The organism is Arthrobacter zhaoxinii, from assembly GCF_024385505.1.
In the GTDB taxonomy this organism is placed as follows: domain Bacteria; phylum Actinomycetota; class Actinomycetes; order Actinomycetales; family Micrococcaceae; genus Arthrobacter_B; species Arthrobacter_B zhaoxinii.
The window spans coordinates 70,670-97,222 of sequence record NZ_JANFLT010000008.1 but is presented as its reverse complement, the minus strand read 5'-3'; the positions used below and the strand labels follow the sequence as shown (position 1 = coordinate 97,222).

The 26,553-nt window shown below is 63.4% G+C and carries 23 protein-coding genes; 3 read left to right on the top strand and 20 right to left on the bottom strand.

The features are described 5' to 3' along the window. Positions 1-28: 28 nt before the first annotated feature. Together NNX37_RS16260 and NNX37_RS16255 are read right to left on the bottom strand one after the other, a co-directional pair. The gene (locus NNX37_RS16260) at positions 29-1,093 is read right to left on the bottom strand and encodes a phosphatase PAP2 family protein (RefSeq protein ID WP_255793797.1); all 1,065 of its coding nucleotides are present in this window, start codon (positions 1,091-1,093) and stop codon (positions 29-31) included. 128 nt (positions 1,094-1,221) lie between these two features. Next, a complete protein-coding gene (locus NNX37_RS16255; protein WP_255793796.1) occupies positions 1,222-1,917 on the bottom strand; it encodes a DsbA family protein in 696 nt (231 codons plus the stop codon). Positions 1,918-2,099: 182 nt separating this feature from the next. Between NNX37_RS16255 and NNX37_RS16250 the strand changes: the two genes are divergently transcribed. Continuing rightward, entirely contained in the window at positions 2,100-2,993 is an 894-nt protein-coding gene (locus NNX37_RS16250; protein WP_255793795.1) for a LysR family transcriptional regulator, read from the top strand. A gap of 2 nt (positions 2,994-2,995) precedes the next feature. Here NNX37_RS16250 and NNX37_RS16245 read toward each other — a convergent pair whose 3' ends face one another. The 8 genes from NNX37_RS16245 to NNX37_RS16210 form a co-directional block, all read right to left on the bottom strand. After that, positions 2,996-3,595, bottom strand: coding sequence for a GNAT family N-acetyltransferase (locus tag NNX37_RS16245; protein WP_255793794.1), 600 nt, complete (start codon positions 3,593-3,595; stop codon positions 2,996-2,998). 27 nt (positions 3,596-3,622) lie between these two features. Next, the gene (locus NNX37_RS16240) at positions 3,623-4,390 is read right to left on the bottom strand and encodes a VOC family protein (protein WP_255793793.1); all 768 of its coding nucleotides are present in this window, start codon (positions 4,388-4,390) and stop codon (positions 3,623-3,625) included. Between the two features lie 187 nt (positions 4,391-4,577). Continuing rightward, a complete protein-coding gene (locus NNX37_RS16235; RefSeq protein WP_255793792.1) occupies positions 4,578-6,317 on the bottom strand; it encodes an HNH endonuclease signature motif containing protein in 1,740 nt (579 codons plus the stop codon). A gap of 223 nt (positions 6,318-6,540) precedes the next feature. Further along, positions 6,541-7,461, bottom strand: coding sequence for an oxygenase MpaB family protein (locus NNX37_RS16230; protein WP_255793791.1), 921 nt, complete (start codon positions 7,459-7,461; stop codon positions 6,541-6,543). Between the two features lie 103 nt (positions 7,462-7,564). Beyond that, entirely contained in the window at positions 7,565-7,759 is a 195-nt protein-coding gene (locus NNX37_RS16225) for a hypothetical protein (protein WP_255793790.1), read from the bottom strand. A gap of 21 nt (positions 7,760-7,780) precedes the next feature. Continuing rightward, positions 7,781-11,092 (bottom strand): ATP-binding protein, encoded by a 3,312-nt coding sequence (locus NNX37_RS16220; protein ID WP_255793789.1) that lies wholly within the window; start codon positions 11,090-11,092, stop codon positions 7,781-7,783. Continuing rightward, positions 11,089-11,874: a DUF4194 domain-containing protein gene (locus NNX37_RS16215; RefSeq protein ID WP_255793788.1), complete on the bottom strand. Its 786-nt coding sequence runs from the start codon at positions 11,872-11,874 to the stop codon at positions 11,089-11,091. The genes NNX37_RS16220 and NNX37_RS16215 overlap by 4 nt, the downstream gene beginning before the upstream one ends. Then, positions 11,871-13,325: a DUF3375 domain-containing protein gene (locus NNX37_RS16210; protein ID WP_255793787.1), complete on the bottom strand. Its 1,455-nt coding sequence runs from the start codon at positions 13,323-13,325 to the stop codon at positions 11,871-11,873. Before NNX37_RS16210 ends, NNX37_RS16215 begins: the two co-directional genes overlap by 4 nt. A 397-nt stretch (positions 13,326-13,722) precedes the next feature. Between NNX37_RS16210 and NNX37_RS16205 the strand changes: the two genes are divergently transcribed. After that, positions 13,723-14,919, top strand: coding sequence for a restriction endonuclease (locus NNX37_RS16205; protein ID WP_255793786.1), 1,197 nt, complete (start codon positions 13,723-13,725; stop codon positions 14,917-14,919). Between the two features lie 294 nt (positions 14,920-15,213). On the opposite strand, the gene NNX37_RS16200 is transcribed toward NNX37_RS16205, so the two are convergent. From NNX37_RS16200 to NNX37_RS16180, 5 genes are all read right to left on the bottom strand, one after another. Continuing rightward, positions 15,214-18,723: a DEAD/DEAH box helicase gene (locus NNX37_RS16200; RefSeq protein ID WP_255793785.1), complete on the bottom strand. Its 3,510-nt coding sequence runs from the start codon at positions 18,721-18,723 to the stop codon at positions 15,214-15,216. Beyond that, complete coding sequence (locus NNX37_RS16195) at positions 18,713-18,835, bottom strand: hypothetical protein (RefSeq protein ID WP_255793784.1); 123 nt, start codon at positions 18,833-18,835, stop codon at positions 18,713-18,715. The genes NNX37_RS16200 and NNX37_RS16195 overlap by 11 nt, the downstream gene beginning before the upstream one ends. 179 nt (positions 18,836-19,014) lie before the next feature. Further along, complete coding sequence (locus tag NNX37_RS16190; protein WP_255793783.1) at positions 19,015-19,488, bottom strand: DUF1837 domain-containing protein; 474 nt, start codon at positions 19,486-19,488, stop codon at positions 19,015-19,017. 632 nt (positions 19,489-20,120) lie between these two features. Continuing rightward, a complete protein-coding gene (locus tag NNX37_RS16185) occupies positions 20,121-20,519 on the bottom strand; it encodes a hypothetical protein (RefSeq protein WP_255793782.1) in 399 nt (132 codons plus the stop codon). Positions 20,520-20,583: 64 nt separating this feature from the next. Further along, positions 20,584-20,775 (bottom strand): hypothetical protein, encoded by a 192-nt coding sequence (locus tag NNX37_RS16180; RefSeq protein ID WP_255793813.1) that lies wholly within the window; start codon positions 20,773-20,775, stop codon positions 20,584-20,586. A 382-nt stretch (positions 20,776-21,157) separates the two neighbouring features. On the opposite strand from NNX37_RS16180, the gene poxB reads away from it, so the two are divergent. Next, positions 21,158-22,876, top strand: coding sequence for a ubiquinone-dependent pyruvate dehydrogenase (poxB, locus tag NNX37_RS16170; protein ID WP_255793781.1), 1,719 nt, complete (start codon positions 21,158-21,160; stop codon positions 22,874-22,876). Positions 22,877-23,034: 158 nt separating this feature from the next. Here the strand turns inward: poxB and NNX37_RS16165 are convergent, their stop codons facing one another. The 5 genes from NNX37_RS16165 to NNX37_RS16145 all read right to left on the bottom strand — a co-directional run bounded on the left by NNX37_RS16165 (position 23,035) and on the right by NNX37_RS16145 (position 26,481). Beyond that, entirely contained in the window at positions 23,035-23,589 is a 555-nt protein-coding gene (locus tag NNX37_RS16165) for a biotin transporter BioY (protein ID WP_255793780.1), read from the bottom strand. Between the two features lie 127 nt (positions 23,590-23,716). Further along, complete coding sequence (locus NNX37_RS16160) at positions 23,717-24,337, bottom strand: energy-coupling factor transporter transmembrane component T family protein (RefSeq protein WP_255793779.1); 621 nt, start codon at positions 24,335-24,337, stop codon at positions 23,717-23,719. Continuing rightward, on the bottom strand, positions 24,334-25,083 hold the full coding sequence (locus NNX37_RS16155) for an energy-coupling factor ABC transporter ATP-binding protein (RefSeq protein WP_255793778.1): 750 nt from the start codon (positions 25,081-25,083) through the stop codon (positions 24,334-24,336). The genes NNX37_RS16160 and NNX37_RS16155 overlap by 4 nt, the downstream gene beginning before the upstream one ends. 13 nt (positions 25,084-25,096) lie before the next feature. Continuing rightward, entirely contained in the window at positions 25,097-25,423 is a 327-nt protein-coding gene (locus tag NNX37_RS16150; protein WP_308206340.1) for a CHY zinc finger protein, read from the bottom strand. Positions 25,424-25,476: 53 nt separating this feature from the next. After that, positions 25,477-26,481 carry a LacI family DNA-binding transcriptional regulator gene (locus NNX37_RS16145; protein WP_255793776.1) on the bottom strand — a complete coding sequence of 335 codons (1,005 nt, stop codon included), beginning with the start codon at positions 26,479-26,481 and terminating at the stop codon, positions 25,477-25,479. Between the last annotated feature and the right edge of the window lie 72 nt (positions 26,482-26,553).

The window sequence follows — 26,553 nt, the reverse complement described above, 5'->3', positions numbered from 1 at the left end:
CAGTAGGGGTGGTTCCCGCTGAGGAAGCCTACCGCACGGACGAGACTAGCTCCGGCTCGACGTCGGCCGCTGCCGGCTTCTTCCGGTTCCCGGCGTTCACGGCCTTCGCCGCCAGCCACACCGAGACGGCGCCGAGGGCAAGCCCGGCAACCACGTCCAGCACGTAATGCCAGCCGAAGTAGACCGTGGCCAGAGTGGTCAGCAGGACGTAGATCCACATAATCCAGCGGGCCACCTTGGGCAGGCGGGTCAGGTGGGCCACCAACGCGGCGGTAAAGACGATGGAGGTGTGCAGAGAAGCGAACGCTGCAATGCCGTGGACGGAATCGGCGGCGAACGGGTTCGCCAGCACTTCGATCCGGTTCTCATACAGGGAGTCCTGCAGGGATGAAACGGCAGTTTCCGGCAGGTCTCTGAACGGGGCGGCGTCGTAGTAGATCGGGCCCATGGACGGCAGGGCGTAGTAGCTGACGGTGCCCAGGATCCAGTTGAAGGACAGGGCCGTGGCGTACCAGGCGCCGCGCTGCAGGTTGTCGGACCACACCAAAGCTGCGGCGAGGGAGACGGGAACAAAGACCATAAAGAGCATGTAGACGCCGGAGAGCAGATCGGCGCTGAAACCGGTGCCGAGCAGTTCATGCAGGACGTCGCCGGGGAAGTTCCCTCCGGCCAGCCACATGTCCGTGTCCTCCAGCATCGGGTCCGTCAGATGATCCTGCAGGAAGGGCAGGAAGCTCTTCAGGTTCCGGTAGGACATGTAGGCCAGATAGAAGGTGATCAGTCCCGCCACGGCCACCGCCAGACGGGATCCGGACCAACGTGTGCGCAGCACATCGGTGGTCGCGGCTCCCAGCCCGCCCAGCTCACGCCGTCGGGCAATGGCCCGGGGAATGACGTCAGCGGCGATCATCAGCAGCACAATCAGCGGCAGACGGATGTAGCTCGGCCCCAGGAACCCGTCAGGATCCCGGACGGGGAGGCCCGCTACTACGGCGGCCACCAGCATGATCACGGTAAAGGCAGCTGAAACAAAAAGAGGGACGCCGAAGAGGCGGCGCCAGGCAGGGCGGACGGAGCCGGCTTCGATAGTCATGAGACATTTTTATCCCAAGATCGGTATAAACCTGTTATCGGGAGGCCGCTACCATCAGTATGCTTTCGGTCACACCCGCTGCCGGTTCCGTCCGCCCTCCGGCTAAGATGCCTGCGCTTAGCCGGTTCCTACTTGTTAAGGGCTGCGTCGAGCTGTTCCTGGAGGGCGCCGTAATCGACGGATTCCAGTTCCAGCATCCGATTGTCGAGGATCAGTGAGGGTGTGCCGGGGAGCTGGAGGTCCTGGGAATCCTCCAGATCCCGAGCCACCCGATCCCTCACGGCATCCGAGGTGTAATCGGCGCGGAACTTCTCGATGTCCAGTCCGAGGTCCTCGGCATAGGAGACGAAGACGTCCTCGAGGTCCTCCGTGTTGGCGGCCTTCCAGTCCTGCTGGTGCTCGAAGACGGACGCGGCCATCTGCTCCAGGGCACCCTGTTCTGCGGCGGCTTCCACGGCGCGGGCCGCCGGCGCTGCATTCTGGTGTTTGGGCAGGGGATAGTTCCGTACGAGGATACGGACGTCATCTCCGTAGTCCTTCTTGGCCTGTTGGATCACTGTGTCCATTTGGGCGCAGTAGGGGCACTGGTAATCGGTAAACAGCACCAGGGTGGCTTTGGGGTCTGCGGGGTCGGTGATTGCCCTTGCATCAGCGGGAGCCACTTTATCCAGGCGGTCGGCCGGGATGGACGTTTCCACCGACGGGCTGGCCGATGCTTCCGCCGTTGCAGTTCCTCCTGCAGTAGGTTCCTGGTCCGCGCAGGAGACCACCGTGCCGGTGGCGAGCAGCCCGGACATTACCAAGGCGAGGATACGCTTGCGCATGATTCCTTTCGGCGAGGTGTCAGGGGTTTGCGGATCGGCGCGCTGTACGGCCTGCGGTAGCGACTGCCGCTACGGTAGCGGTTCCCGCTACGAGGCTCTGCTGCGCCCACTATTTTCGATGCTCCCACCGGATCCGGCGGCCCGGTAGCCTGCAATCGCGCATGGGTTTATATGCTTTTGATATGGCTTCTTCCTGGCCGAACCTGCAGGTGCTGGAATTGTTCGTTGCCGTGGTGGACGAAGGCAGCGTGGCTTCCGGGGCGCGGAAACTGGGGATGGCCCAGTCCAATGCGAGCCGGTCCATTGCCGAGTTGGAAGCGGAACTGAAGACTGCCCTGCTGGAGCGCAGCCCCCGCGGATCGGTGCCCACCGCAATGGGGCGGCTGCTCGCAGATTCAGCCCGGGAACTTCTGGATGCGGCTCGGCACTTCAACGACGTGATGCGTAACGGCCGCAGCGACGAGGCGATGGAGCTTCGTGTGGGTGCCAGCCTCACTATCGCGGACATGCTGTTGCCCGCCTGGGTGGCCGAGCTGAAGCGGCGGCTGCCGCAGGCCCGCATCGACGTTCGGGTGGAGAACTCGGCGCAGGTTATCGAGGAGGTGAAGCAGGGGAGTCTCCAGCTGGGGTTTGTGGAGACTCCGAATCTTCCGGTAAGGCTGAACGCTTTGGTGGTCCGTGAGGATGAGCTGGTGGTGGTGGTTTCCCCGTCTCACGAGTGGGCCGATCGTACCCGGATCAGCCTGCAGGAATTGGCGCAGACACCTTTGGTGGTTCGGGAACCCGGGTCCGGTACCCGGGAAGCGCTGCAGGAGGTACTTGCCGGGTACGACGTCGTCGAGCCGGCCCAGGTGCTCAGCAGCAATGCTGCAGTGCGTGTTGCTGTTGCTGCCGGCGCAGGTCCTGCGGTGTTGAGCGAACTGGTGGTGCGCGACCAGCTTGCCAGCGGGGAGCTGCTGCAGGTTCCCTTCGAAGGTGAGGGAATCACCCGTCCCCTGACGGCCGTGTGGTCCGGTCCCCGCCGGCTGACCGGAGTTGCGGCCGAGCTGGTGGCGGTGGCGGCTGGCCGGGCTTAGGTTCAAGTCGGCGTCAGCCGCAGGGCCGTTTGGACGGTCTTGCGCATCACTGTCTTGTTCTTGCCGAGGTGGCGCTCGAACGTGAATCCCGCCTTCTCGAACATGGCCCGCGTCCCGTTGTGAAGGAACGAAGACGACGTTCTCTTGCCGGGGGTGACTTCGTTGGGGAACGAGACCACCTCGCCTCCGCCGGCCTGAGCGATCAGTTCGAGCGCACCGTCCAGCGCCTCTCGTGCCACGCCGGAACGCCGGTGGTCGCGGTCGACGAAGAAGCACGTGATGCGCCACGGCGCCGGCTTGGTCTCGTCGGCGTCGTACTCCTTGCGGTGGTAGATCCCCGGCAGCTCGGCCGGACTCCCGTACTGGCACCATGCGATCGCGTCGTCGCCGTCGAAGACAAGAGCCGCGTGTGCTGCGCCTTCCGCCACCAGCCGCTGCTTAAACGTCGGCCGGTCGTATTCGCTTTTGACGGTGTTCTCGGTGTCTCCATGGAAGTACGAGCAGTAGCACCCGCCCCAGACCCCGTTGTGCTTCTGCGCGAGTGCGAGCCATGCCGGGAAGGTTGCCGGAGTAAGCGGCTTGATTACGTGCGACATCGCCATGTCCGTCCTGTTCCGAGTTCAAGAAGGTCAAGATTCGGTCTTCGCCATTGGCGTCTCGGCTACGCACAGGACGCCTGTGTTGCCGTCCTGGTCGGCGATCACGGTGAGCGACGGCGAACTGCTGTCATCCACGACGGTTCCCCCTGCGGCCACGGCAGCGTTGATTCGTTGGACGGCCACCTCGGGGGCTACGTAAACCTCGAGGTGAAACCGTTGACTCTCGTGCTCGTTGACGTCGCCGAACCAGAGGTTCGGTATCCGCCCCGTGGCGTCCCGGATCTCGTCGCTGGGCGACCCGTGGCCCTGGGCGTCCGCGTTGCCGGTCAGCAGGGCGGCCCACACCGGGGCGATGGTCGCGGAGTGTGCCGTGTCGAGGCCCAGTTCAAGGACGCTGACCGAGGCCGGGTCGGCGTCAATCTGGTGGTCCGCAGCGATTTCGGTGATCACTCGCGCGAGGTCAACGTCCTGTTGGGTGACCCATTCGACGACGTGTTCGGTGCCCTCGTTGTCCCGGTAGAGGGCGTCGGCGCTGACCAGTTTGAGGTCGACATACCCCTTGCCAATCGACTTGCCCATCGACACGCTCGGGTGGTGTCCGAGCGCAGTGCCCGCCTCACCTACCGCGGTGACAAACCGTGCTCCGGCGTCGAAGTCATCGACCAGATAGCGGGCGTGCAGTCCTTGGGCCAGCTTGCGCCAATCGGTCAGTTTGGCCTCTGCGATCGCCTCACCCGACAGCATGTCTCTGTTCCGTGACTTGATGTGTGATTCAGCTGCAGCGTTCGAGCTCGTCATCTTTGAGTGCCTCCTGTACGTGTGCGAACAGTAAATCCGGTGTCGGAGGGCTCTACAAGGGAAATCGGCCCCGGAACCCGTGCCATTTACCGCCGTTGACTGGCAGCTAAAGTGGTGCCCGTTGGTTCGTTCCGGGGCGAGGGGCGCCGAAGCATGAATGGTTGTTCCGCCGTGGACCGGGAGCTGCTTAGAACGGTGGTGCGGGTTCCGGGTCTGTCTGCTTCTGGTTCGCCCGTGCCTGGTCCTTTCGCGGGTCCGGTGCTGTGTCCGGTGGTCGGAGTGCCAGGAAAGGTTCGGTGCGGTAAACCCGTCCGGTCGGCGAGGTCCACTCAATCACTCCGGGGGTCAGTTGGCTGGCCTTCCAATAGCCGAGAGTCTTGAACCTGTGATGACGACGGCAGAGGTGTTCCAGGTTCCCGTGGTCCGTGGGGCCGCCTTTCGCCCAGTCGGTGGTGTGGTCGATGTCCGCGTTCGCAGTACTGACCCGGCAGCCGGGGAACCTGCAGGTCCCGTCCCTTGCGCGGAGCCAGCGTCTGAGGCCGGCCGGCACCTTTCTGCGCCTTCCCACTCCCAGGATTTCGCCTGTTACCGGGTCCTGGGCCAAACCGGTCCAACCAGCAGCGTTCCGGGCCAGCCTGCGGGCCGCTTCGGCACTGATGGGCCCGTAACCGTGCAGTTCGGCCGGCTGGTCGTCGGCGCCGAAAAGTGTCTCGGCATTGATCAGGACCATGATCTCCGCGCGCGGCACGACGCTGCCGTCATCGCATCCGGTCCCGCCCGCGCCGGTTTTGCCGGTCCCACGACCCCCGCCCGTCACACTCCCGACATCGCCTCCCGGACCGCGAACACCGCCGGCCCCACCGGTCCCCTTACGGACGTCACTGCTGCGGCCGGTCTCTGCGCTTACCAGTGTTGGGTCGAGCCCGCCCATGAGCAACTGGGCGAGGATGTCCGCGCGCAGCTGATCCGCGGTCCGGCCATCGCCGGCTGCTTGTTCGCCCCGTGCTGCGTTGTTGAGAGACGTGTAAATCTGGTGGGCTTCTGCCGCTTGCAGATAGGCGGAGAGGCAGGACATGCCGTCCTCTTCGCGGTCCAGGGTGACTTTGCGCTGCTCGAACGCGGTCAGGTGCCGTTTGCTGATGGTGTCCGGAAACTTCCTCTCGCGCAGCCGTCGGGCCTTGGCGGAGAACTGGGACCGGGTCTGGCCCTCTGCTGCCTTCAGCAGGTCACTCTCAAATTCCGGTAATGCACCCGCTGGCACGTTTTGGCACTGATCCAGCACCACCTGCGCATGCTGGTAGGAAAAGCGTCCCTCTTCCAGTCCGGTCAGGGTTGCCGTATGGGACGTGCAGAGGCTCGTCGCTTCGCTGAGGAGCCGCTGACCGGTGACTTCCGGAATTTTCAGGATGGCCGCGCATTCGGAAGCTGCGAGGCTAAACGCCAGCCCCGGCTCGATCCGCTCGGAAGGGGTACATCTGTCGTCCCGGAAGAGCTCCCCCATCCGGTTGACCAGGCGGGCTTCCAAGGCCTGCGTCCAGGAAAGCAAGTGCGCCACCCGGGACAGTGCCTGGCCGACCGCCTGCTCGTCGAAGGCCTCGAGGTTCTGCAACGCCAATGTTCCGGTAAAGCCGTCCGGGTACCCCTCGGCAGGACTGCCGGCATCAGTGGCAGCACCCGCGGTGGCAGACTCTGTAGGTGCGGCACCGGCGTCAGGCTCGGAGTTGGAGACGGGAGCGCTGGCATCGTCCGGGGCAGTATCAGTGAGAGTGGCAGCAGTGTCGTCAGCACCGCCGGCAGGTTCGGAAGCGTCCAGATCCACCTTGTACACGGACAGAGTGCAAGGCGTCCGGGGCGCGTCCGCTTCCCCAGCCACGCCCTCCGGCTGCTGGTCTTCGGTTGTCCGTTCGGTGTTCCCGAGCTGATCCATACCCCAACGATTTCACCTGGCACTGACATTTCCGGGCCGAAAACAGGCTCAAAACGTCTCTTCCGAGAAACCGAAAATACCTGTCTTTTGAGCGCTACTACCTGCACAAGAATGAGAACTCCAAGGGCTCTGAGACGAAGCCCGGACAGACTGGATGCCCCTTCTGAATGGCCACTAGAGACTCAGGCTGGGCCGACGCTCCATAGTCCCTACTGCGCGGCGACTACTGCGCCGCCCCCAGCCGTGCAATCCGTTCGCGGGCGGACCGTTCGCTGGGTCCCATCGGGCCAAGCCCGAACCGGATAACACCCAAAACAAGTTTCACGGGAAACTTCATCGGCAGCGGAACCGGACCCAGATGCGGAGCCCGCAACCCCAGCAGCTCCCTGTGCTTCGGCTCCAGGCTGGCCACGGCTCCGGCAAACAGCACACGGTAGCCGATCCGCTGATTGCGCGGCAGGGGAGGACGGCGAAGGAAGCCCAGTGCCTCCTGGACGTAGCCGCTGCTGCGCAGCTGGGGATCGTAGCCGGCCATTTGCTTCCGCAGGTCGGCTTCGGAGCGCGGCGGGTCGGGAATGCCCATCAGCTCACCGGCCACCGCCCAGTCCGCCACATAGGCATCCGCTCCGCCGGGAATCGGACCGCCGTAGCGCTGGTGCGAGGACAGGAACGCATCGGTGAAGGCCAGATGGACCCAGCGGGCAATCTCGGGATCGTTGGCTGAATACGGCTGCACCTCGCCGTCGGCGTCAACATAAGTTCCGTGCACGCGTTCGTGCAGCCGCAGCACCCAGTCGGAGCCCGCCTTGGCAGTGGCCGTGTCCCCGTAGGTGACGGTGAAGATCCAGCGGATGGTTCCGGCGAGCCGGCCCAGCGGATCCGACCGATAGTCGGAGAAATCATGCACCCCGGCCATCGCCCCCGGATGCAGTGCCTGCAGCAGCAGGGCTCGGATGCCGGCAATGATCGGCGTCATGGACCCGTGCACCGCCCACACGGCAGACTCCTGACCGAAGTGGCCGACGTCGGCGCCGTTGGCCAGGTCGAGCTCCCACTGCGGGATCTCGGTGGCGTTGTTGCTGAACGTGCCGATCAGCTGGCGGCGCCAGGACGCGATCGCCCGGGGAGGAGAAAAGACGCTCATCTTCCCCAGTGTCCATCCGTCCGGACCGCTTGCCTAGTGCCCCTAGTGCCCCTTGCAACCGCTCGGTGTCCGGTACTGCCGGACCGCAGGTTACGGGCGCAGGCTACGGACGGGGGCCGTGGTCCGGCGCTCCGTCACGCTGGTGCCGCTGGAAGGCCAGCACCGGTGCCGCTGCGAAGAACAGCAGCGCAGCGAGCCACAGAATGCCCGCGATGTTCCCCAGCGGCCCCATCGTGGCAAGAAGAATGCAGACAACGCCGGCTAGCATCACGGCGTTTACCGCGTACTTGTCTTTCATGTCATTACCTTTCATAAACGCCTAGCGCAGCAGAATGTCCACCGACCGGGAATTGCCCATGGTCCGTTCCATCACGCCGGAACGGTTGGTGACGTCGTCGCGCAGGATTTCCGTGACCGAGCCTAGGAACCGGGAGAGGTCCACCTTGTCCTCCGGCGCGGCGAGCAGCAGCTGGAAGCCGAACTCGTGCAGCGCGTTGATGGACGCCTCGGCAAAGGACAGGGACGACTTAACAAACGCCTCGTCCATCATCACGGTTCCGTACGTGCTGAAGCCCTGGGACACAATGCCCAGCTGGTAGGCCAGCGCCGACGCCATGATGAACGCGGTGAACCGTTGGCCCTCGCCGCCGGACATCAGCGATGCCTGCAGGTTGGTGTAGGTGTGCCCGCTGGCGAGGCGGTGCGTGCAGGTGATGGTCACGTGCGAGCGGACATCGAGCACCTCGGCCCGCCAGCGCTTCTCCTCGGGATCCTTCAGCCGGTCCACCAGGCCCTCGAGCGCGGCGTACCGGGCGTCCATGTCCGCCTTATCCTGCCGCGAACCCATCATGGGCAGCGCATTCTTCAGTTCGGTGCGGAACTTGTGTGCGGCGTCGGGAACGGTGGTGGCGACCTCGATCTCCAGGTGGCTGCCGGCGGAGTATTCCACCCGGCGCAGCACGGAGTTCAGCGGCAGCAGGCGCGAGGAGATGCTGCGGCGTTCCTCGTCGAGCAGCTGCAGCAGGTCGCTGAAACGCTCGTAGGTGCGGTTGTTGAAGTATTCGCGGAACTCGGCTTCGCGCTGCGGCAGGCCCTCGGAAATGATGTCCTCGAAGCGGTCCTCGTACGCGCCGGCGGATTCCACCGAGGTGCCGAAGTCCGAGCCCCACTTGTCGCTGAATGTCTCGAACGTGCGTTCCAGCTTCGCGCGGGTTTCCAGCAGGGTCTTTTCCAGCCGGCCCTGCTCGGTGATCAGGGACCGTTCGACCTCGCCGGCGGCCTCCTTCAGGCGGGCCGGGTCGGTCAGGTCCCCGAAGGGGTCGAACAACTCGGCCAGCGCGGACCGCAGCCCCTCGGACAGGGCCTCGGGTGCCTTCGCCGAGAGCGCGGTGCGGCGCTCGACGGCGGCGGCAAGGTCGGCGTCGAGCCTCGCGGCGTCGCCCTTGAGCACGCCGACCTTCTCGGTGGCTGCGGTGAGGTCCAGCTCGGCGGTGTCGAGTTCGAAGCGGATCTGCTCCAGATCGGCGTTGGCATCCCGGGCGGACTCCAGCCGGTCATTAGCGACGGCGACGGCGGCCCGTGCGGCGTCGGCCGACAGGTCCTCCCAGGTCCGCTCATCGGCAGCGATGGCGCGTACGGCGGCCAGCCGGCGGACCAGTTCGTCCTGTTCCTGCGCATGCTGCCGGGAGAGGTTGTCTGCTTCCTCGAAGACGCCGCGCAGGGCCAGCAGCTCGTTGCCGAGCGCCGCGACGGTGTCCTTGTTGTCAAAGCCCAGGACGTTGTCCGAGGCCTTGGTGTGCCGGTCATCCTTTTCGGTGGTGCTGCGGTTGCGCTTGACCGCACCGCCCAGGCTCACCCCCTTGGCGACGTCGGCCAGCCCGGCCGGATCTTCGACGCAGACGAAGTCGTAGTGCGCGGTGATTTTCCGGGCCACCCAGCGGCCCATCTCCGTGTCCCGGGTGATGAGTTTGGTGATCAGGTCATCCGGGCCGGGTTCGGTGGGGCCGTCCACGGGAACGGAGACGTCGATGCAGCGGACGTAGCCGTGCATGTCGTTTTCGCTGAGGTAGCGGGTGACGGCGGCCATGTGCTCGCCGCGCACCAGCAGGGCGGTGGCGAGGGAGCGCAGGGTGCGCTCTGCGGCCGGGCGCCACTGGACGTGTTCGTTGGGCAGATCGATGAGTTCGCCCGCGAACGGCATGTCCGCTTCGTCGATGCCCGTGGCGGCGCAGATCCGGGCCCGCTGGTCCAGGGAGTCCTGCCGGATGTTGGAGGTGCGGCGCCGGAAGGAGCCGATCTCGTTTTCCAGCTTCGCGATCTGCCCCTTGAGGGACCACGCCTCGCCGTGCGCGTTGCTGCTGCGCTCGCGGGCGGCGTCGAGCTCGGTGCCGAGCGACTTCACCAGCTCCGCGGCGCGGCTGCGGGCGGTGACCAGGCCAGCGGGGGAGAAGTCGACGTCGATCCCCGCCGCGGCGAGCTCGTCCTTCGCGGCGTTTTCCACGGTTTCGCGGGAACGCAGCTGTGCGGCAGCGGCCGCGAGTTCCCGTTCCAGGGTGGCGATTGCTCCGCCGCCCTCTTCGGTGTACCGGGTGCTGAGCGCGTCGCGCTGGTCCTTCAGCGTGGCCCGGCGGGTTTCGGCGGCGGACAGCTCGGAGCGGGCTGCCGCTGCGGCCTGCTCGAGTTTCTCGGCGGTGCGCTGCGCGCCTTCGAGGGCCAGGCGCTGGCGGTAGGCGGGCAGGCCTTCCTTCGCCAGGGCACGGTTGTGCGCCAGGGCGTCGGCGGCTTCGCGGTAGCGGGTGTGCAGTTCGGGGACGGACTGCAGGTGGTCGCGCTGCTGCCGGGCGCGTTCGAGCTGGCGGCGGATGCTGCGCAGGTGGCTGAAGTCCTCCACGGCCTCTTCGGCGGCGGTGAGGGTGCGCGGGGTGTCCAGTACGTTGTTGCGGAAGAAGTCATTGACGGTGCCGCCCAGGCCCTTGCCGGTCTGCAGGATGCGCAGCAGGTTGAAGGCCTTCTCGTCCTCCACACCCAGGGCGTGGCGGTAGCGTTCGGCGAACATCTTGTGCGAATCGAACACGGCCGCGCCGGGCAGCAGGTTTTCCAGGCTTCCCTTGGTGAAGCGGCCGCGCATGCCGGCCTGCAGGGCCTGAAGGTCCAGCGGGCGGTTGTGCACCAGGTAGTACCGGCCCAGGTTGTGCTCGGTGCCGGTGGCGGGAAGGTCCATGACTACAGAGAGGGAGGTGATCTGTCCCAGGCCGTTGTCGAACGTCAGGCAGACCGCGGACCAGGTGGCGCCGGGGCGCTGGTAGGCGGTGCCCGCGCCGTCGTCGGCTCCCTGCGTGCCGAGGCGTCCGCGCATGTAGGAGAACGCGTTGCGCTTTTCCTCGGCGTTGGTGCCGGAGTTGTTCTGCGCGGCCTCGTTCATCCGGGGGCGGGCGTCCATGACCTGGAGCATGGCGTCGAAGATGGTGGATTTGCCGACGCCGGAGTCTCCGGTGAGCAGCGTGCCGGCGCGGTCCACCTTGATGGTGTGGGCGCCGTCGAAGGTTCCCCAGTTGACGATCTGCACGGAGGCGAGCCGGTTCTGGCCGGGGTTGATCAGGTCTCCCATGGGGAGGGTGGTTTCGATGCTCATGCCGGCTCCTCGCCGTCGTTCTCTTCGTCAGCGGGGGTTTTGTCGTCGGGAGTGCCGTCCAAATCCAGGGCGGGCGCGGCTGTGTCGTCCCCCGTGTCGTCCCCGCCGAGGGTCTGCATAAAGGTGATGATGTCGCCGATCTGGCTGTACGGCAGGGCCAGCGGCAGGGCGTTGGAAATGACCCAGACGTTGTCCAGCTCGGTGGGGAGCAGCAGGCGGCGGTCCTGCACGAGCTTGCGGATGGCGGCGTCGGCCAGGTCCTCCACGGACTTCGCGTCGCGCTGGCCCGGGTCCACGTAGCCCTCGAGCACCTCGATGATGTCCTGCCGGGCGATGGTGGCCTCGTTCCCGGTGCCGGTGTGGCGGTCCAGGATCAGCCGCATGCGCAGCAGCAGCAGGGTTTCCTCGCGGGTCATTTCGCGCTGGCGCTGCAGGGCGGAGGTGTGCGGTTCGGCCATTTCCACGGGGCGCAGCAGAGCGACCTTGCGGTCCTCGTCCATGACCAGGGTGAGGAACAGTTCGCTCAGCCGGACGCGCAGCTGCTCCTGGTTGTCCACCACGGTCTCGTAGACGTTGTCCGAGGAGTTTGCGTCCAGGTACGGGCCGCGCAGCAGCCGGATGAGGGCCTGGCGCAGCTTCAGCGGCAGGGTGCCGGTGTCGCCGGGGAACAGTTCCGGGCCGTCGACGAGGAGGTCGCGCGGGGACTCTGTTTCCTCGGTGTCTTCGGCTTCCAGCTCCGGGTCGAATTCCTCCGGGGCTGCTGTTGCTGTGGTCTCGCTCATTTTTCGGGGGCTTTCGCGACGGCGACGGCGGGCAGCAGCGCGGTGCGCTCGCTGCCGTCGATCTGGGTAAAGGTGACGGATTCAAGGGGTTTGCTTGCATCAAAACCGGCCGAGCCGCCGGCGAGCAGGGCACGGATGCTGTTCAGGTGCCGGTGTTCGGGCGGCAGCTGCTCGAACACCTGGGCCACGGTGGCGCTGGCGCGGGTCGCCGTCGCCCGGGAGACGGCGTCGGCCAGCACCCGGCGGTCCGCGCGCGGAGTGCGGACCAAGCGGTGGATGTCCGCCTCGGTGAACTGCGGCGGTTCGGGCAGAGTGCGCGGGGCGGCGTGGTCTTCAGGGTTGTAGACCCGGACCATGCTGAGGGATTCGAAGCCCGAGCCGTGCAGCTGCGGTGCGGGGACGACGGCGGCCCGGCGGCGTCCGCGCGGAGCCTTGTGGATGGCGGTTTCGGCGGCGCGGATGAGCTGGCGCAGTTGCACGGATTCGCGGTACTCGTCGCTCTGCACGTAGGTGTGCATGGATTCAGAGAGCCGGCCGTAGATCCGGTGGATTTCGGTGGCCTGGTCGCGCATGTCGCTGATCAGCCGGTACAGGCTCTGCCGGTCTTCGGGGCTCATGTCGTCGGCGAAGTCCCGTTCCAGCACCTCCGCGATGGCGGCGCGGAAGCGGGCCTGCTGGTCGGCGTCGTTCAGGAAGGCGGTGAAGCCCTCGTAGGTGCGGCCTTCGGCGGTGCTGCGCAGCTTCTTGTCCGCTTCGAGGATTTCTCCCATGGTCAGGCCCTTGGCGGCGTTGGATTCCACCATTTCCTGACGCAGGTCATGGAGCATTTTTTCCAGGCCGTCGCGCATCCGCTTGAAGTCGGCGGGCAGGGCGGCGGCCAGGTCGAGGATGTCGCGGGCGGCTTCGACGGCGGTGTCGTCCGGCAGCGGCGGGGGAGCCTCGCCGGATTCCAGGGCGCGGATCATTTCCTCGCGGCGGGCGACCTCTTCTTTAAGGACGGCGATGCGCGCGGCGGGATCCGGGTTGGATTCCTGCGCGAGGTTTTCCACCCGGTCCAGCAGGGTGGCCAGGCGGGAGGAGTTCAGCGACGTTTTGTCGCTGGTGTAGCCGTCCAGGTAGGAGAGGAAGCGGGCGGAGGATTCGGTGAGTTCGTAGACGAACTTTCCATCCGCGCGCGGGCGGGCCAGGAAGCGGCGGGCCACCCAGTCATCGGCGTAGTTCCGTCCGGTCCAGTCTTCGCGCAGCTGCACGCCGTCCATGCGGAGCCGGTTCAGGAACGAGTCCGTCATGGCGTGGAAGTCGTCCAGCGGAACCCGGGGGCGGGTGCGGGTGAAGGCCTCGCGGAAGAGCGCCGGGATCCAGGCGTTGGCGTTGGTCAGTTTCCAGCCGGGGGAGGCCTGGAGCCGCTGCAGTTCGGCCCAGCGGGCAACGGTGTTCTCGATGAAGGACATTCTGCGCTTTCCGCCCGTGCGGTGGGGAAAAACGGGCCTCCTCGATTTTAGCCGGGTGGGGGAGTGGGGTGGGTCAGGGGCGTGCGGGCTGCCTGTATCGACTATCCCGTTCGATGCGTACACGGCCGCTAATGGCGGACGGTGCTCAATCGCGGTGCTGGTACTTGCGTGGCTGCAAATCAGTGTCCTCGGGGGCTCCTAGCGCCCACAGCCGAAGTGACTTCTACGGTCGAACTAACGAGTGGGTTACGACTAAGTTGCCGCCCATTGCGGCCTCCGCTCCGGACGAACCTAGACGATCAAATGCTGTTTCTTCAAAACCCTTTACGTTAATCACGGAGGTGGGATCGTGCAACGCCCCGCCCCCAAAATTCAGCTTTCATGACAAGCTTGGCAAATGGAACTAGATCAGTTGCTGACCATCTTCGACAAGGTCACGGTAAACCTTAACAAGCTCGAACAAATATGGGATCGAGCAAGCCCACTTTTGCCTGAGGGGCCGTCACGAGGATCCACCCCTGAATACCAAAACTTGGTGCGCGCTTGGGAGGCCCTGCTGCCCGGCCTCGCTCCGATTGACGGATGGAGAATCTCCGAATCGTTACCCGAAATGGATGCGCTAGGACAAATGTTCCTCGATTACGCGGAAATACAAGAGCCTCCCCTTGGGGCCTATGCCGTTCTGGAGAAGCCGTCGGAGGACCTAGCTGAATATCGTTTTCGCTTGGATCAGGCTAGACGTCGCGCCATCGCATCGCGCCTGGAGGAACTGACAGGCCAAGCTACGAGAAGTATTCAGGCGATCACAGCCACGCTTCCCACGATGGACGACTTCATAAAAGCGCAGGGAAAGCGAAACAAGATCGAGACCGACGATACCCGTATGGTGGAACATGCACTGGCCGAGATTGAACGGTTACTCGGCGATACTGTGGAACGCCAGGGTCGATGGGGAGATCTGCGGAGGCACTTACGCTTCAGTGAAGTCAACGATTGGCACGAAATCAATGAGTTTGATTGGCCATCTGTTCGCTTGGATATCGAGGCTGCACGTTTCGGAGAAACAGACCCAATTCCGGTTCCTGAAGTCGATCTAGGGATGGCTGGCCGCGCACGCCCGTCTGGTGGTGCCGCAACAGCTTTGAACTGGGCAGCACTAACGGCGGATCAATTCGAACGTTTGCTCTTCGATATACTGCGGAGCCTTGATGGTTACCAAAATATTGACTGGCTCATGAACACTAATGCAGCCGACCGCGGACGGGATATCTCATTAGAGAGAATCGTTCAGGATGCCGCTGGGTCAACTAGGACCGAGCGCGTGATTGTGCAGGCGAAGCACTACACCTCAAAATCCGTTGGACCAGGTGACGTGCAGGACTCATTGTCGAGGCTCAGTATGTGGCAACCCCCTGTCATCCGGTTTCTAATCATTGCAACAAGCGGTCGTTTTACTGCTGACGCCGTCAGCATCGTCGAGCAGCACAATGGGCTGGGAAAGCAACCACAGATCGAAATGTGGCCCGATAACCGAATGGAGGTTCTTCTAGCTCAGCAACCGACTCTAGCCATCACATATGGGCTTAGGTCATAAATGATGAGGAGTCGCTTCAAGGCAGGGGTTTGAGGCTTCCATGGATTTATTGACCAAACGCTGACTCAGGCCTGCAGCAGTGCCCGAAGCTTGTGCCAGCGGTGGAGCCGCGAGTCTTGAACGAGGGCGACGATCCGTACGCTTCCTTCCTAAGCCTCCGGGAATTCTTTCCGGCCAGCTTTCATCCCCTTGTACGCCGCCACCAAGCCCACAGCTTCTGTCGGGATCGGTTGCCTGCCAGAGTTGAACATCCTGTCGTCGAGCGTATCGTCGCGCAGTCTTATATGACTGGTTCTAGGTGTTTGGACCAACGGGCGCATACAGGTCCCTGGGGCCGCGGTATATCAAGCGGATTCCATGAGAGCTAGTCGTTCGTTGTGCGCGAAGAATACCGAGTCGGTCGGGATTTAGCCGAACACTGGCTTCGCCGAGAAGATCGAACCCGGGTGTCCATATCTGAATAGTGTTTGCGTCGAGGGCAGAGACCCGGAGCCAAGCGTTTTGGACGGGAACCTCTCCAATCCACCGAACTTCCTCAAGGTTGGCGACTGTCCGCTTCCATTGCCGGTACGTAAGTTGACGGGCATGGGAGGTGAATTCTTCCCATGCCCGTCTGGATTCGGGGCTGGGCCAGGCCGTGTCCGATGCGTAAGCGGGGTCGAGGCCATCAATCCATTGACGCATTTCCGCGCCGGAGTAGAAGTCGGCACCAGTGCTGACGACTGCGTTTACAGCGGCAAGCCGATGGTCGAACCCAGAGCGGATCAGGACCGATGCCGACCAGTTGAATGTTCCAGTTTCTACCGCGGTTGCCGCAGCGCCACTTAAGGTGTCGGCAAGTATATTGCCTTGGGCTGTCTCGAAAACTCGAGCGGCCTCCATGCCCCAGACCAGCTTGTAGACTACTCCGGATTCAATGAACTGAGCGATCTTGACGTGATCTCCGGTAAGGTTCGCAAGACTTTGTCCTTGGACCCATAGGCGAAGCACGTCATGCCAGTTGCCAATCAAGTCATCAGGGGTGAATATAGCCAAGCTGAAGATGGCACCAGCAACCTCGACTAAATGATTGGAGGCGGCGTCAAGATTGTCCTCTAAAAGGTCAGTATCGATTTGATTTAGTAAGTTGACTACGTGACCTGAAATCTCCGATAATTTCGACCCCGCATCAGCTCCAAGCCCAGCAAGATACCACCCGCGACGTTGAGAAGGTGTGGATATTACCCACAGATGTCGAACCCGGCTCATGATTAGTTGACGAATGGCTGCGGCAGTATCGCTGTCCCCACGGCGTAGCTGACGTTCCCATAATGAGTCGACGAGAGCATCTGTGAGTATCTGTATGGCGGCGGCCGGATCTGAGTCGTACGCGCCGTCTCCGATAGTGCTGAGGATGCCGATATCAAGTAGCGAAAGATTTTCCCTCCACTCTGACTCAGCTGTGAGCTGGTCTTCAGTCGACTCTCTCTCCAAGATTGGGAGGTTCCAATCGGGGCCTCCCGTCAGGTAGTCAAGAAACGTCTCTATCCTGTGGGAGCCGCTGGAGGCGAGCATGCGCCGTATTAGAGCGATTCCGATCTGTATGAGTCCCGAGTCGAGTGCCTTACCTCCACCGCCTTGAGTCAACTGTCCCCAGTCCCGACGAAGATTGTTGCGCCGGCGGCGGTCCTGCTCGAAGATCGGGTACAGAACTAGTCCCTCAGTATCAATAAACGCACGTCCAGCCCGTCCGATGACGTTAGAAAAATCCGAGCTTTTCAGCAGATCGCGGCCGCGCCTAAGGCTGTGAAACAGCACGCAGGACGCAGAGAGGTTTAGCCCCTGAGCCAGTGTTGGTGAGGCGATGGTGACCTTCAATTTGCCATCATGAAGTAACTTTTCCACTTCCCTGCGGAATGGCCCCGGGAGGGCCCCGTGGTGAACGGCTACACCGAGCCCAAGACACTGCAGAATGGGGTGATCGTCACCGAACCACTCGGCTCCCACGACAAGAGCTTCGCGCAAATCGACGTGATCTGGAAGGAGAGTAGGGACCAAGCCCTGCCTGTGGAGGTCAATGATCGTGCGTGCGTATGGCTCCACCGAGTTGCGCTGCGGACAGAAGACGAGGACGGTCTGGCCTTCCTCGACCAGACGCCAGGCGGTTGCAATGACTAACTCCCGCTGATTCGCCGGAAACTGCCTTCTTCTCCGACCCGTAGGCGGCGCTGCTTCAAAGTAACGGGGGATGTGGGGCTGATCCGCGCCGAGGGTGATCGACAATCTGGCATGGCTCGATTGCCACTCGATCAGGCCAAATCGTTGCAGAGTTGGACGCCAGCTCTCCTGATGCAAACCTTCAGGATCATCGTTTGTTATCCAGGCGACGAAGTCATGCAAGTCAGTACCTGATGGGAATACGGCGGATAGGCAAATAATCCTTCGGTTTGCAGCATCGGAACGGCGCAAGAGCCTCTGAATTTGAGCCTCATAACGTATCTCGCGCTCAGACGCTCCGATCATGTGTCCCTCGTCGAGGACGATCAGTCCGACATCGTCCAACACAGAGGGGTCGGATCGAAGTGCGAAGTCCAGCTTCTCTGGGGTGGCAACTACAATCTCGCTCAGACGCAGGGCATCGCCGTCTACGTCGCTGATGCCTGCACTGCCGTATAGGGAGGACACACGTACCCCGAGAGCGCTAAACGTTCTTGTTAGAATCTGCTCGGTCTGGGCTGAGAGAGCCCGAAGTGGCGTGACATAAATGGTACGGCGCCCACGTGCCAACGCTGCAAGTATGGATAGTTCTGCGATACGAGTCTTACCGGCACTGGTTGGTAAAGCGACGACTAGGTCGCGTCCGTTGGCAAAAATATGGTTCACGACGTTGAGTTGAGACGGCCATAAGTCGATTTCAGAACGTCTCCGTGAGAGGAGATTCTCAATGAAAGTGCTGCGCAAGTAACGCCAGCGGATCGTGCCACTAGCGGCGCCGTCTGGGAAATCAACCGGAATATTCGAGCCGATGCTGGTACGAAACAAGTCACCCACTATCCGACGAGTGAGGCGGTATACCCACCAAGGCCCGGGAACGCTGGCGTCCATGGACGCGCGCTCACCCAGAATCATGTCCTGTACGGCAGTATTCAAGAGTTCGCGGTTTTCTACCTCAATGGCAAAAATACCTTTGGCGACAGCTGAGAGATAGTGCTCACTTAGGAGCAGGGTGATGGGGCCGAACGCGCCCACTTCATTGGCATCATCCTCGGATAGGGTTGCAAGCAAGCTCTCATCTGAGACCCCTTCGAAGGAGCGAAAAAGCCGCGTTCGTTCCTCGATTGCACTAAGGTCGCGCATTATCAGATCTGCCAAGGTGCGTTCCATAGGCGTCAGCTGGCCCGATTCTTGGCTGCCTTCGACAAGCGAGAAAGCACGGGCGGCGTAACCGCCGAGGTGGCTGGCTGCGCCTGCGATGAGTCGATGGAACATCTTGTCTGAAGTGCCGGCCGAATTACGCGTAGCAGATTCCAAGGCGTACGAGCTCTGGATGAACGCAAACCTCGCAACCTCGGCTTGGCTGGATGTTCCATCATTTTCATCGGAGTCCAACTGCTCGAGGAGGTCCAGTCCGTCGGACAATAGCGCGTAGCCATAATTGAGGAGGTCTCCGTCAAGGAAAGCACTAAACTCTGGAGAACCGCTCGGAAGGGCGCCGTCCCGTCGAATCATCGACTGAGCTTGCCCGCGGGCAAGTAGACGGCCACGGAAGCTTGGGTCGGTGGCGGCACTAAGCTCTTCACCTAAACCTTGTGCGTCACGCGCCATCGCTGACCACCTTGTCATAGGTGTCGTTGATGAACTTTTCGTGATCCTGGACGTTGAGAGTGATGGTCAGTTGGGGGACAACGCCAGCATATGTGGTGAGATCTGCAGCCACGTGAGAACTAGGGTCACCACTGGTCAACAAAAACATGAGGTGACTAACCCGATCTGGTCTCACTCCCTCTATCAACTGCAGATGGATCACAGCCTCACCGATTTCGTGATGGGAACTTGCTAAGAGCCGGTGGGCGAACTGCGACAGCGAATGTGGAGACGGCATTTCATCATTCCGCGTTAGCCCTTCCCTGGCTTCCTCGACTGTTTTTTCCCGAGGCGGACTCGACTCTTCGCTTCCGCTCTCACGATATGCACCTTCGAGTTCTCATGGACCCGTGCCGCGAGTACGTCGTCGCCTCTCATGGCCCACTCCTGGTGGTCTCGGTCTATGAGCCGACTTGGTCCCACGATGTATCCGTGTTCCTCAGCGAGATATGCCGTAGCGAGAATCTCGCCCATGTCCCCGGATCGAGAGCTTTTCTTTGTCGGCAGGCGGTTACGAAGAAAAGCAGCTACATTCGGCTTCCCATATCGCTCAGCAATAAGTGCGAGAGCTGTCGTGTCGGCGTACACCTCGGGAAGCCTAGTGGCGATGAGTTCGATACCCGCGTCATCATCCTGCGAAGTAATCGTGCCAACCTCTTTGCTGACCGTGTGGCCATCAATGGCGGTCAGTCCGCTGCTTGCGCACCAATTATTGAAAAGGGTCACGACCCTCACATCCTCCAGACCGTCCCACGCTGTGAAGCTGGAACACAACACTTTTGCTCATTCAAGCACGTCAATCCATAGTTTTCGCGGGAGACAGCGTCGTACATCGAGCAGGTATTTCCACCATTGTAAGAGTCATTTTGGTAACCGACTAACAGAGTTGTAATTGCGGGCAATTCCTCCTTGGGTATGGAGCTTGCGCAAAAATTCTCCGGCGTCCGTGGTTACAATATCCTTCTTATCAAATGGGGGGCATTGGGCAGAATGCAGACTTTCGGAGGACGGCCAAATACCGCTTGCGTTTCGGTCATCCGTTCGAGGGGTGCAGTCCAAAGCTCGGCAGGGCCCGTCCGCTGACCTTACGACAGTTAGTTTGTTAGTTGGGATGTCTACCCTCTCCGCGGCAGTGACCACTTCCGCTAGTTTCCGGCTCAGGTAAACCAACTGCCCTTGGTGAACGGAGTCATGCCCGTGAGTTCCTTGGCACCACATTCGCCATCTAACCCCACAGTATTGTCCGCTGCTTGTGCTCACAGTGGTGGGTGAGCTGCACGACGAGAACATGATCGTCATTGTGATCTGCATGGCTCAGCCCGATGAGCTGAACGAGAGTTGGTCTGTTCCCCTCACTTCTACAGGCTTGGTCCGGGATCAGAGATTATCCGGGGAGGGCCTTCAGGAGGAAAGATCACGCGTGCGCATCCCAAATAATCACCTGTTTCGGAGTGGTACATGTGGACCTCAGCGGCGTAATCCACCGTGGAAGGTTCCTGCCGCTTGTTACCACGGACCCACGAAGCGGCTTTTGTTAGAGACGCCTTGACGACATCAGTGGCCATTCCGGCTACGACGTCCTTGGCCAACACCCCGAGGGAGAGATACAGAAAATTCACAAGTTCTAGGTCAGGGAAACCCCCAAGATTGGACGCTTTGGGCACGAGTCCTAATTCCTGGAGGCCGATACGCAGCTTTTGCTCTGCTGTTTCATCCCCCAAGTCCGGTACGAAAAATACATTCGATACGGTGGGCACTATTCTCCTCTCGCTAAGTAATTGAGATTACGTGGTCCTCCATGGTGGACTCAAGGGCACAGGCTTAACCAGACGTAGTCAGCCGTATCGTCCCCGACCGCAGCACTGGGGTGTCCTGGTGGATGAGGGAGACAATCCGCCCGGTTTCGTCCTGGCCTCGGAAGACCTCCTCCCAGCAGGTATCAGGTACCGCGTCGTCCAGCACCAGGTCCACCGTGGTCTGCTCCGGGTTTATCTCGTGCCCGAGCTGGACCATTCCCTCGCCGAATGGTCCGTCGCACAGTCAGGCGCGCGGCACATTGTTCCAGCCCAGCGCCTCCGCCACTCGGTAGACGGCCAACCACCTTCCGGCGCGCCAGGCACCCGTAGGGAGGCACCCGAAGGGAAAATCCCAAATACGCCGGCGACGGGTTCGTGGACCCCGGCGGCGTCGCCGCCCAGGAAGGGTGGACGCCGTCGTCGTCCTCATCCACCTCCTCAAGTGGGTAGGCCTCGATGACCACCTGCGCCGTCGTCGGTCCCCAGCCCAGGCTCACCACGCCGGCGCGGCACAAGCACGCACCCGCCCCGCCTCTAGCCCCACCCGATCCCGCCGCCTAGACTGACGGCCATCCGCACGCGCCGACCTGAGGAGCAGCATGCCCACGATCGCCGAGACCGTTGTCCACAACCTCGCCGCCAATGGGATCCAGCGGATCTGGGGAGTTCCCGGCGACTCCCTGAACGCGGTGACCGAGGCCATCCGCCGGGAGAAGGGCATCGAGTGGATGCTCACCCGGCATGAGGAGGAGGCCGCGTTCGCCGCTGCCGGGGAAGCGGCGCTTACGGGCGAGCTCGCGGTATGCGCGGGCAGCTGCGGCCCCGGCAACATGCACCTCATCAACGGGCTCTACGACGCGCACCGAAGCCGGGTTCCCGTGCTCGCAATCGCCTCGCATATCCCGTCCGACGAGATCGGCAGCCAGTACTTCCAGGAGACCCGCCCCACCGAGCTGTTCCGCGACTGTACGGTCTTCTGCGAGATGGTCCTGAGCCCTGAGCAGATGCCGCGGCTGCTGGAGATCGCGATGCGGACGGCCATCGAGAAGCGGGGCGTCGCCGTGCTCGTGATGGCCGGCGACACCGCCCTGGAAGACGCCGTCGACGAGCGCGTCTTCACGGTCCGCCGCACCGACCCGGTCACCGTGCCCTCGCAGGCGGAGCTGCAGGAGGCAGCCGCCACGCTGAACTCCTGCGAGAAGGTGACGATCCTCGCGGGCGCCGGCGTGGAAGGGGCGCGCGAGGAGGTCCTCGCCCTCGCCGACGCGCTGGGAGCGCCGATTGTGCATGCGCTCCGCGGCAAGGAATTCATCGAACACGACAACCCGTTCGACGTCGGCATGACCGGGCTCCTCGGCTTCGCGTCGGGATACCGGGCGATGGAGGACTGCGACGCGCTGCTGATGCTCGGCACCGACTTCCCGTACCAGCAGTTCTATCCGAAGAAGGCCAAGATCCTGCAGGTCGACATCCGGGGCGAGCAGCTCGGCCGCCGCGTGCCGCTCACCCAGGGCATGGTCGGCGGGGTGCGCGCGACGGCGGCGGCGCTGCTGCTGCTGCTCGAGCGGAAGTCGAACCGCACCCACCTCGAGAAGTCCCTGGACCACTACCGCCGCACCCGCGCACAGCTCGACGACCTCGAGAAGCAGGGCCCGGGCACCATCCATCCGCAGCACCTCGCCCACCTCATCGACGAACTCGCCGACGACGACGCGGTCTTCCTGCCCGACGTCGGCACTCCGGTCATCTGGGCGTCCCGGCACCTGCACATCGGCGCACGACGGCGGCTGATCGGCTCCTTCTGGCACGGCACCATGGCGGCGGCCACCCCGCTCGGCATGGGCGCCCAGGCGGTGGACCGGAACCGGCAGGTCGTGGTTCTCGCCGGGGACGGCGGCCTGGCGATGATGCTCGGCGAGCTGCTGACGGTGGTGCAGCATCGGCTGCCGATGAAGATCGTCGTGTTCGACAACGCGGCGCTCAGCTTCGTCGAGGTGGAGATGAAGGCCGCGGGCATCGTCAACTTCGGCACCGGGCTCGAGAACCCGGACTTCGGTGCGGTTGCGCAGGCGGTGGGGATGCACGGCGAGAGCGTGACGCGCCCGGAGGACCTTGAGGGCGCCCTGCGCCGGGCATTCGCGTACGACGGCCCCGCGCTCGTCTCCGTCGCGGTGGAGCGCCAGGAACTCTCAATGCCGCCGAAGATCGACGCGAAGCAGGCCACGGGCTTTGCGGTCTACGCGATGCGCACAGTGCTCGCCGGGAACGGCCGCGAGCTCATCGATCTCGCAAAGGCGAACGCGCGCCAGCTGCTCTGACGGAGAACTGGAACTCTGACGGACTTATCCAGCGGTGAAATGCATCCGGGCCAAGTTAATGATTTAGCTGTCTCTCTTGCCCGCAATCGCCTCGCACATCCCGAGCCACGCGATCGGCAGCCGGCAGACTCGGCCCACCGGGCTGCTCCGCCCGGGTGTCAGCGGGCAGCCGTCCGCACCCCGCCTAGGAGGCGGCGGTAGCTGCGGTGGACGTTGATCGCGGCCAACGTCGCAACGACTGCCTTGAGCAGGTCGCCGGGGATGAAGAGGAGGACGCCCAGAGCGGAGGTGGACAGCGGCAGTCCCGTGACCAGTGCCGTCCACGGCACGCCGAAGGCGTAGATGACCAGGATGCCGCCCCCGATCACGCTCAGCAGCACTGCGCTGAAACGGGCGGCGCGGCCGGTGCGCCGGATCGCCCAGTACTTCACCAGCACCCCTACGACCAGGGCCGCGGGGATCCAGCCCACTAAGTAGCCGCCGGTAGGGCCCAGAAACACCCCGAGCCCGCCCTTCCCGCCGGCCAGCAGCGGAAGACCGGCCAGCACCAGAGTGTGCAGGACAACCACGGAGAGCATCCCGCGGATGGGTCCGAGCAGCGAACCGGCGAGCATCACCCCGAGGGTTTGAAGGGTGATGGGCACCGGGACAATCCCCACCGTGAGCGGCGGCACGAGCCCCAGGGCAGCGATGAGGGCGGCGAACACGGCCACGAGCACGGTGTTCTGGGTGGTCTGTGAGGTGTCGATGGCCGTGCGGTCCTTTGGATCGGGCTGAGAGTGGGGGACGAGCGGAGCGGCTCGCTAGCGGGGGCAGGAACAGAGGGTGGGGTAGGGCGAGTCAGCGGTGCAGGGGGGACGCGGGTCGCGGTGGTGCCGGGGAATCGTAGCACCGGGCGTCGAGGGCCGCGGCAGTCTCCTGGGCCGATTCCAGCGTGCGCACGAGCAGGGGCACCAGTACTGCCACCGGGCTATGGTGCAGACCGCGGGCGAACTGCGCTTCCCGGACCTCGAGGTACTGGGTGTGGATCTGCGGAATGAACCGGATCGTCATCGACAGGGCCAGGCTCATCTGGGCCGGGTTCAGCCCCAGGCGCCGGGTCGGTGCCAGCACCCGCTCGAACAGGGCGAGCATCTCGCCGAAGGTGGTGCTCAGGCTCACCGCCCAGGCGAACAGGCACAGGCTGAGCAGTCGCAGGGATGAGACCGCCGCGGCCTCCCAGTTCGTGCTGAGCCCCAGCGTCAGGAACACGATCCCGACGATCAGCACCAGCCCTGCCAGCAGCCGCGCCAGGCGGACGAACGGGGTCCGGGTCGCCAAGGCGGTGGCCATGGCCAGGCCGAAGATCGCGAGTTGGACGGCCAGATCGGTCACGGCATAGATGCCGAGACTGGCGGCGAACAGGAAGCCGAACTTCCAGCCGGACGGGATCCGGGTCAGCGGGCCGCTGGGCCTGGTCATCGGTCACTGATCCCGCAGTAGAACTCCACGGCTTCGGCGGGGGCGCCGTCGAAGGCGATCCGACCCTCGTGGACGACCAGAACCCTCTGGTAGCCGACAACGAGATCGAGGTCATGGGTCACCACGATCGCCCGCTGGTCCAGGCCATCGATGGTGGACTGCAGCCGGCGCCGGTTGCGCCGGTCCAGCATGGTGGTGGGCTCGTCGAAGACGATGGTGTCCGGCTCCATGACCATCACGGAGGCCAGAGCCACCAGCTGCTTCTCACCCCCGGACAGGGCGTGGGACTCCCGGTCCCGCAGGTGGCTTATGCCCAGCCGCTCCAGGACTGTATCTACCCGCGCCGTCAGCTCGGCTCCGCCCACACCCAGGTTCTTCGCCCCGAAGGCGAGGTCCTCAAACACGATAGGCATCACGATCTGGTTTTCCGGGTTCTGGAACACGAAGCCCACCCGGCGCCGGATGAGCTTGGCGGCCTTCGCGGTGGAGAGCCCGTCCACCTGGACAGTGCCGCGGGTAGGCAGCAGGAGCCCGTTGAGCAGGCGGACCAGGGTGGACTTGCCCGAGCCGTTGAGCCCGATGACGGCGATGCGGTGCTCATCCAGGGATAAGTCCACGTCCCGGAGCACGTCGACGCCTTCCCGCGTTACCGCGACATTCGTCAGCCGGATGCTCGGGTGCCGTGGCGCTGAAGTCCCTCCGGTTTGGTCGCGGTGCGACGCCGTCGGGAGTGAATGCTTGAACACCTTGTGGGTTCTCCTAGTGAGTCTCCGTAGTGAAATACAGGTGGGAATGCAGGCGGCATCCCGGATTGAACGGTGCTCCGCACCGCGGGCAGCCGTCCACCTTCAGGTAGTTGCGGATGGTGAGCTCGGTCTTGCAGACCCCGCAGAGGACGGCCGCGGCGTCGTGCTCATCAGCCGGCCACATCGCCGCCGCATGTTCCGCACTCTCCTGATGGCAGAGATGGCAGGGGTAGTACTGGCGGCAGCAGCGGAACTTGATCGCGACGACGTCCAGCGGTGTGCGGTAGTGGATACACCGCGTTTGGTCATCGACGGGGCTCCCCAGAATTCGTTGCACCATCATCTTTCCCCGACTCGTTTCATTGAGGTTTCTCCTGGGCCAAGGGGCAGCGCTCACATCGGCGTGTTCCCCGTGGACCCTCTTAACACAAGTTCCGTGGGGAAACGTTTTTGTTCAACCTCGGCCTTGGGATTGTCGATTCGGGTGAGGAGGTTCCGGAGCGCCAGTTTGGCCATCTCGTCTATCGGTTGGCGTACCGTCGTCAGGTCAAGAACTTTCCAGGCCGACATCGGGATATCGTCGTAGCCTGCGACCCAGAGATCTTCGGGCACCCGCAGACCACGCTCTTTTGCTGCGTCGATCACGCCAAACGCGATGATGTCAGTGGCGCAGAAGATCGCATCGGGCGGGTCATCTGCCAGCAGCAGCCGTCCGGCGTCGAGGCCTGCCTGATGGCTGAATTTCGTTTCGGGGGTGCGGTCAGGCGGGATGTGGATTCCGGCATCGGCGAAAACGTCGAGGAATCCCTGACGCCGTTCCCGCCCCGTGCTGACCCATGGACCACCACCGACAACGGCGACGCTGGTACGCCCGTGGGTCAGGAAGTGGGTCGCGATCGACGCCCCACCGCCGGTATTGTCGCCAACCACCTGGTCGCTTGTGATCTCCTCAAGACTTCGGTTGACGAGCACAACGGGAAGGCCCAGCTCAAGGGCGGTGCGCAACGCCGGCGACTCACGCGTTGCGGTCGTGAAGATCAGTCCGTCGATCTGCTTTGAACGGATTGCCTCGATCGCTGCCTGTTCGCTGTTCCCGCCGTCGGATACCCAGAAGTTGATACGGAGGTCAGCGTGGTTGATCTCCCGGGCCAGCGCATACATCATCACGGGATACCAGGGGTTGGTGAATTCACCTACGATGACGCCGATCGTCCCCGAGCGCTGGGTGCGCATGGCACGCGCCTGCGCGTTGGGCACGTATCCGTATTTGGCCATGGCTTCTTCAACCCGGCGGCGGTTCTCTTCGCTCACGCGCGTTGAGCCCTGCACGACGCGCGACACCGTGGCTTGCGACACGCCCGCCAGCCGCGCTATCTCCCTGCCCGTTAGCATCGACATCTCCTCCCCTCCCGTCCGTCGCGATCTGCGGCGCCGTTTCAGCTTCTCACGTCCGGTGGGGTGAGGAATCAT

What these genes read in the sequence shown, in the direction of transcription:
- NNX37_RS16215 (WP_255793788.1), bottom strand. Translation starts at nt 11,874, where the DNA reads ATGAGCGAGACCACAGCAACAGCAGCCCCGGAGGAATTCGACCCGGAG.
- poxB (WP_255793781.1), top strand. Translation starts at nt 21,158, where the DNA reads ATGCCCACGATCGCCGAGACCGTTGTCCACAACCTCGCCGCCAATGGG.
- NNX37_RS16220 (WP_255793789.1), bottom strand. Translation starts at nt 11,092, where the DNA reads ATGAGCATCGAAACCACCCTCCCCATGGGAGACCTGATCAACCCCGGC.
- NNX37_RS16250 (WP_255793795.1), top strand. Translation starts at nt 2,100, where the DNA reads ATGGCTTCTTCCTGGCCGAACCTGCAGGTGCTGGAATTGTTCGTTGCC.
- NNX37_RS16200 (WP_255793785.1), bottom strand. Translation starts at nt 18,723, where the DNA reads ATGGCGCGTGACGCACAAGGTTTAGGTGAAGAGCTTAGTGCCGCCACC.
- NNX37_RS16205 (WP_255793786.1), top strand. Translation starts at nt 13,723, where the DNA reads ATGGAACTAGATCAGTTGCTGACCATCTTCGACAAGGTCACGGTAAAC.
- NNX37_RS16240 (WP_255793793.1), bottom strand. Translation starts at nt 4,390, where the DNA reads ATGACGAGCTCGAACGCTGCAGCTGAATCACACATCAAGTCACGGAAC.
- NNX37_RS16255 (WP_255793796.1), bottom strand. Translation starts at nt 1,917, where the DNA reads ATGCGCAAGCGTATCCTCGCCTTGGTAATGTCCGGGCTGCTCGCCACC.
- NNX37_RS16160 (WP_255793779.1), bottom strand. Translation starts at nt 24,337, where the DNA reads ATGACCAGGCCCAGCGGCCCGCTGACCCGGATCCCGTCCGGCTGGAAG.
- NNX37_RS16230 (WP_255793791.1), bottom strand. Translation starts at nt 7,461, where the DNA reads ATGAGCGTCTTTTCTCCTCCCCGGGCGATCGCGTCCTGGCGCCGCCAG.
- NNX37_RS16225 (WP_255793790.1), bottom strand. Translation starts at nt 7,759, where the DNA reads ATGAAAGACAAGTACGCGGTAAACGCCGTGATGCTAGCCGGCGTTGTC.
- NNX37_RS16260 (WP_255793797.1), bottom strand. Translation starts at nt 1,093, where the DNA reads ATGACTATCGAAGCCGGCTCCGTCCGCCCTGCCTGGCGCCGCCTCTTC.
- NNX37_RS16180 (WP_255793813.1), bottom strand. Translation starts at nt 20,775, where the DNA reads ATGGTCCAGCTCGGGCACGAGATAAACCCGGAGCAGACCACGGTGGAC.
- NNX37_RS16145 (WP_255793776.1), bottom strand. Translation starts at nt 26,481, where the DNA reads ATGTCGATGCTAACGGGCAGGGAGATAGCGCGGCTGGCGGGCGTGTCG.
- NNX37_RS16150 (WP_308206340.1), bottom strand. Translation starts at nt 25,423, where the DNA reads ATGGTGCAACGAATTCTGGGGAGCCCCGTCGATGACCAAACGCGGTGT.
- NNX37_RS16210 (WP_255793787.1), bottom strand. Translation starts at nt 13,325, where the DNA reads ATGTCCTTCATCGAGAACACCGTTGCCCGCTGGGCCGAACTGCAGCGG.
- NNX37_RS16245 (WP_255793794.1), bottom strand. Translation starts at nt 3,595, where the DNA reads ATGGCGATGTCGCACGTAATCAAGCCGCTTACTCCGGCAACCTTCCCG.
- NNX37_RS16235 (WP_255793792.1), bottom strand. Translation starts at nt 6,317, where the DNA reads ATGGATCAGCTCGGGAACACCGAACGGACAACCGAAGACCAGCAGCCG.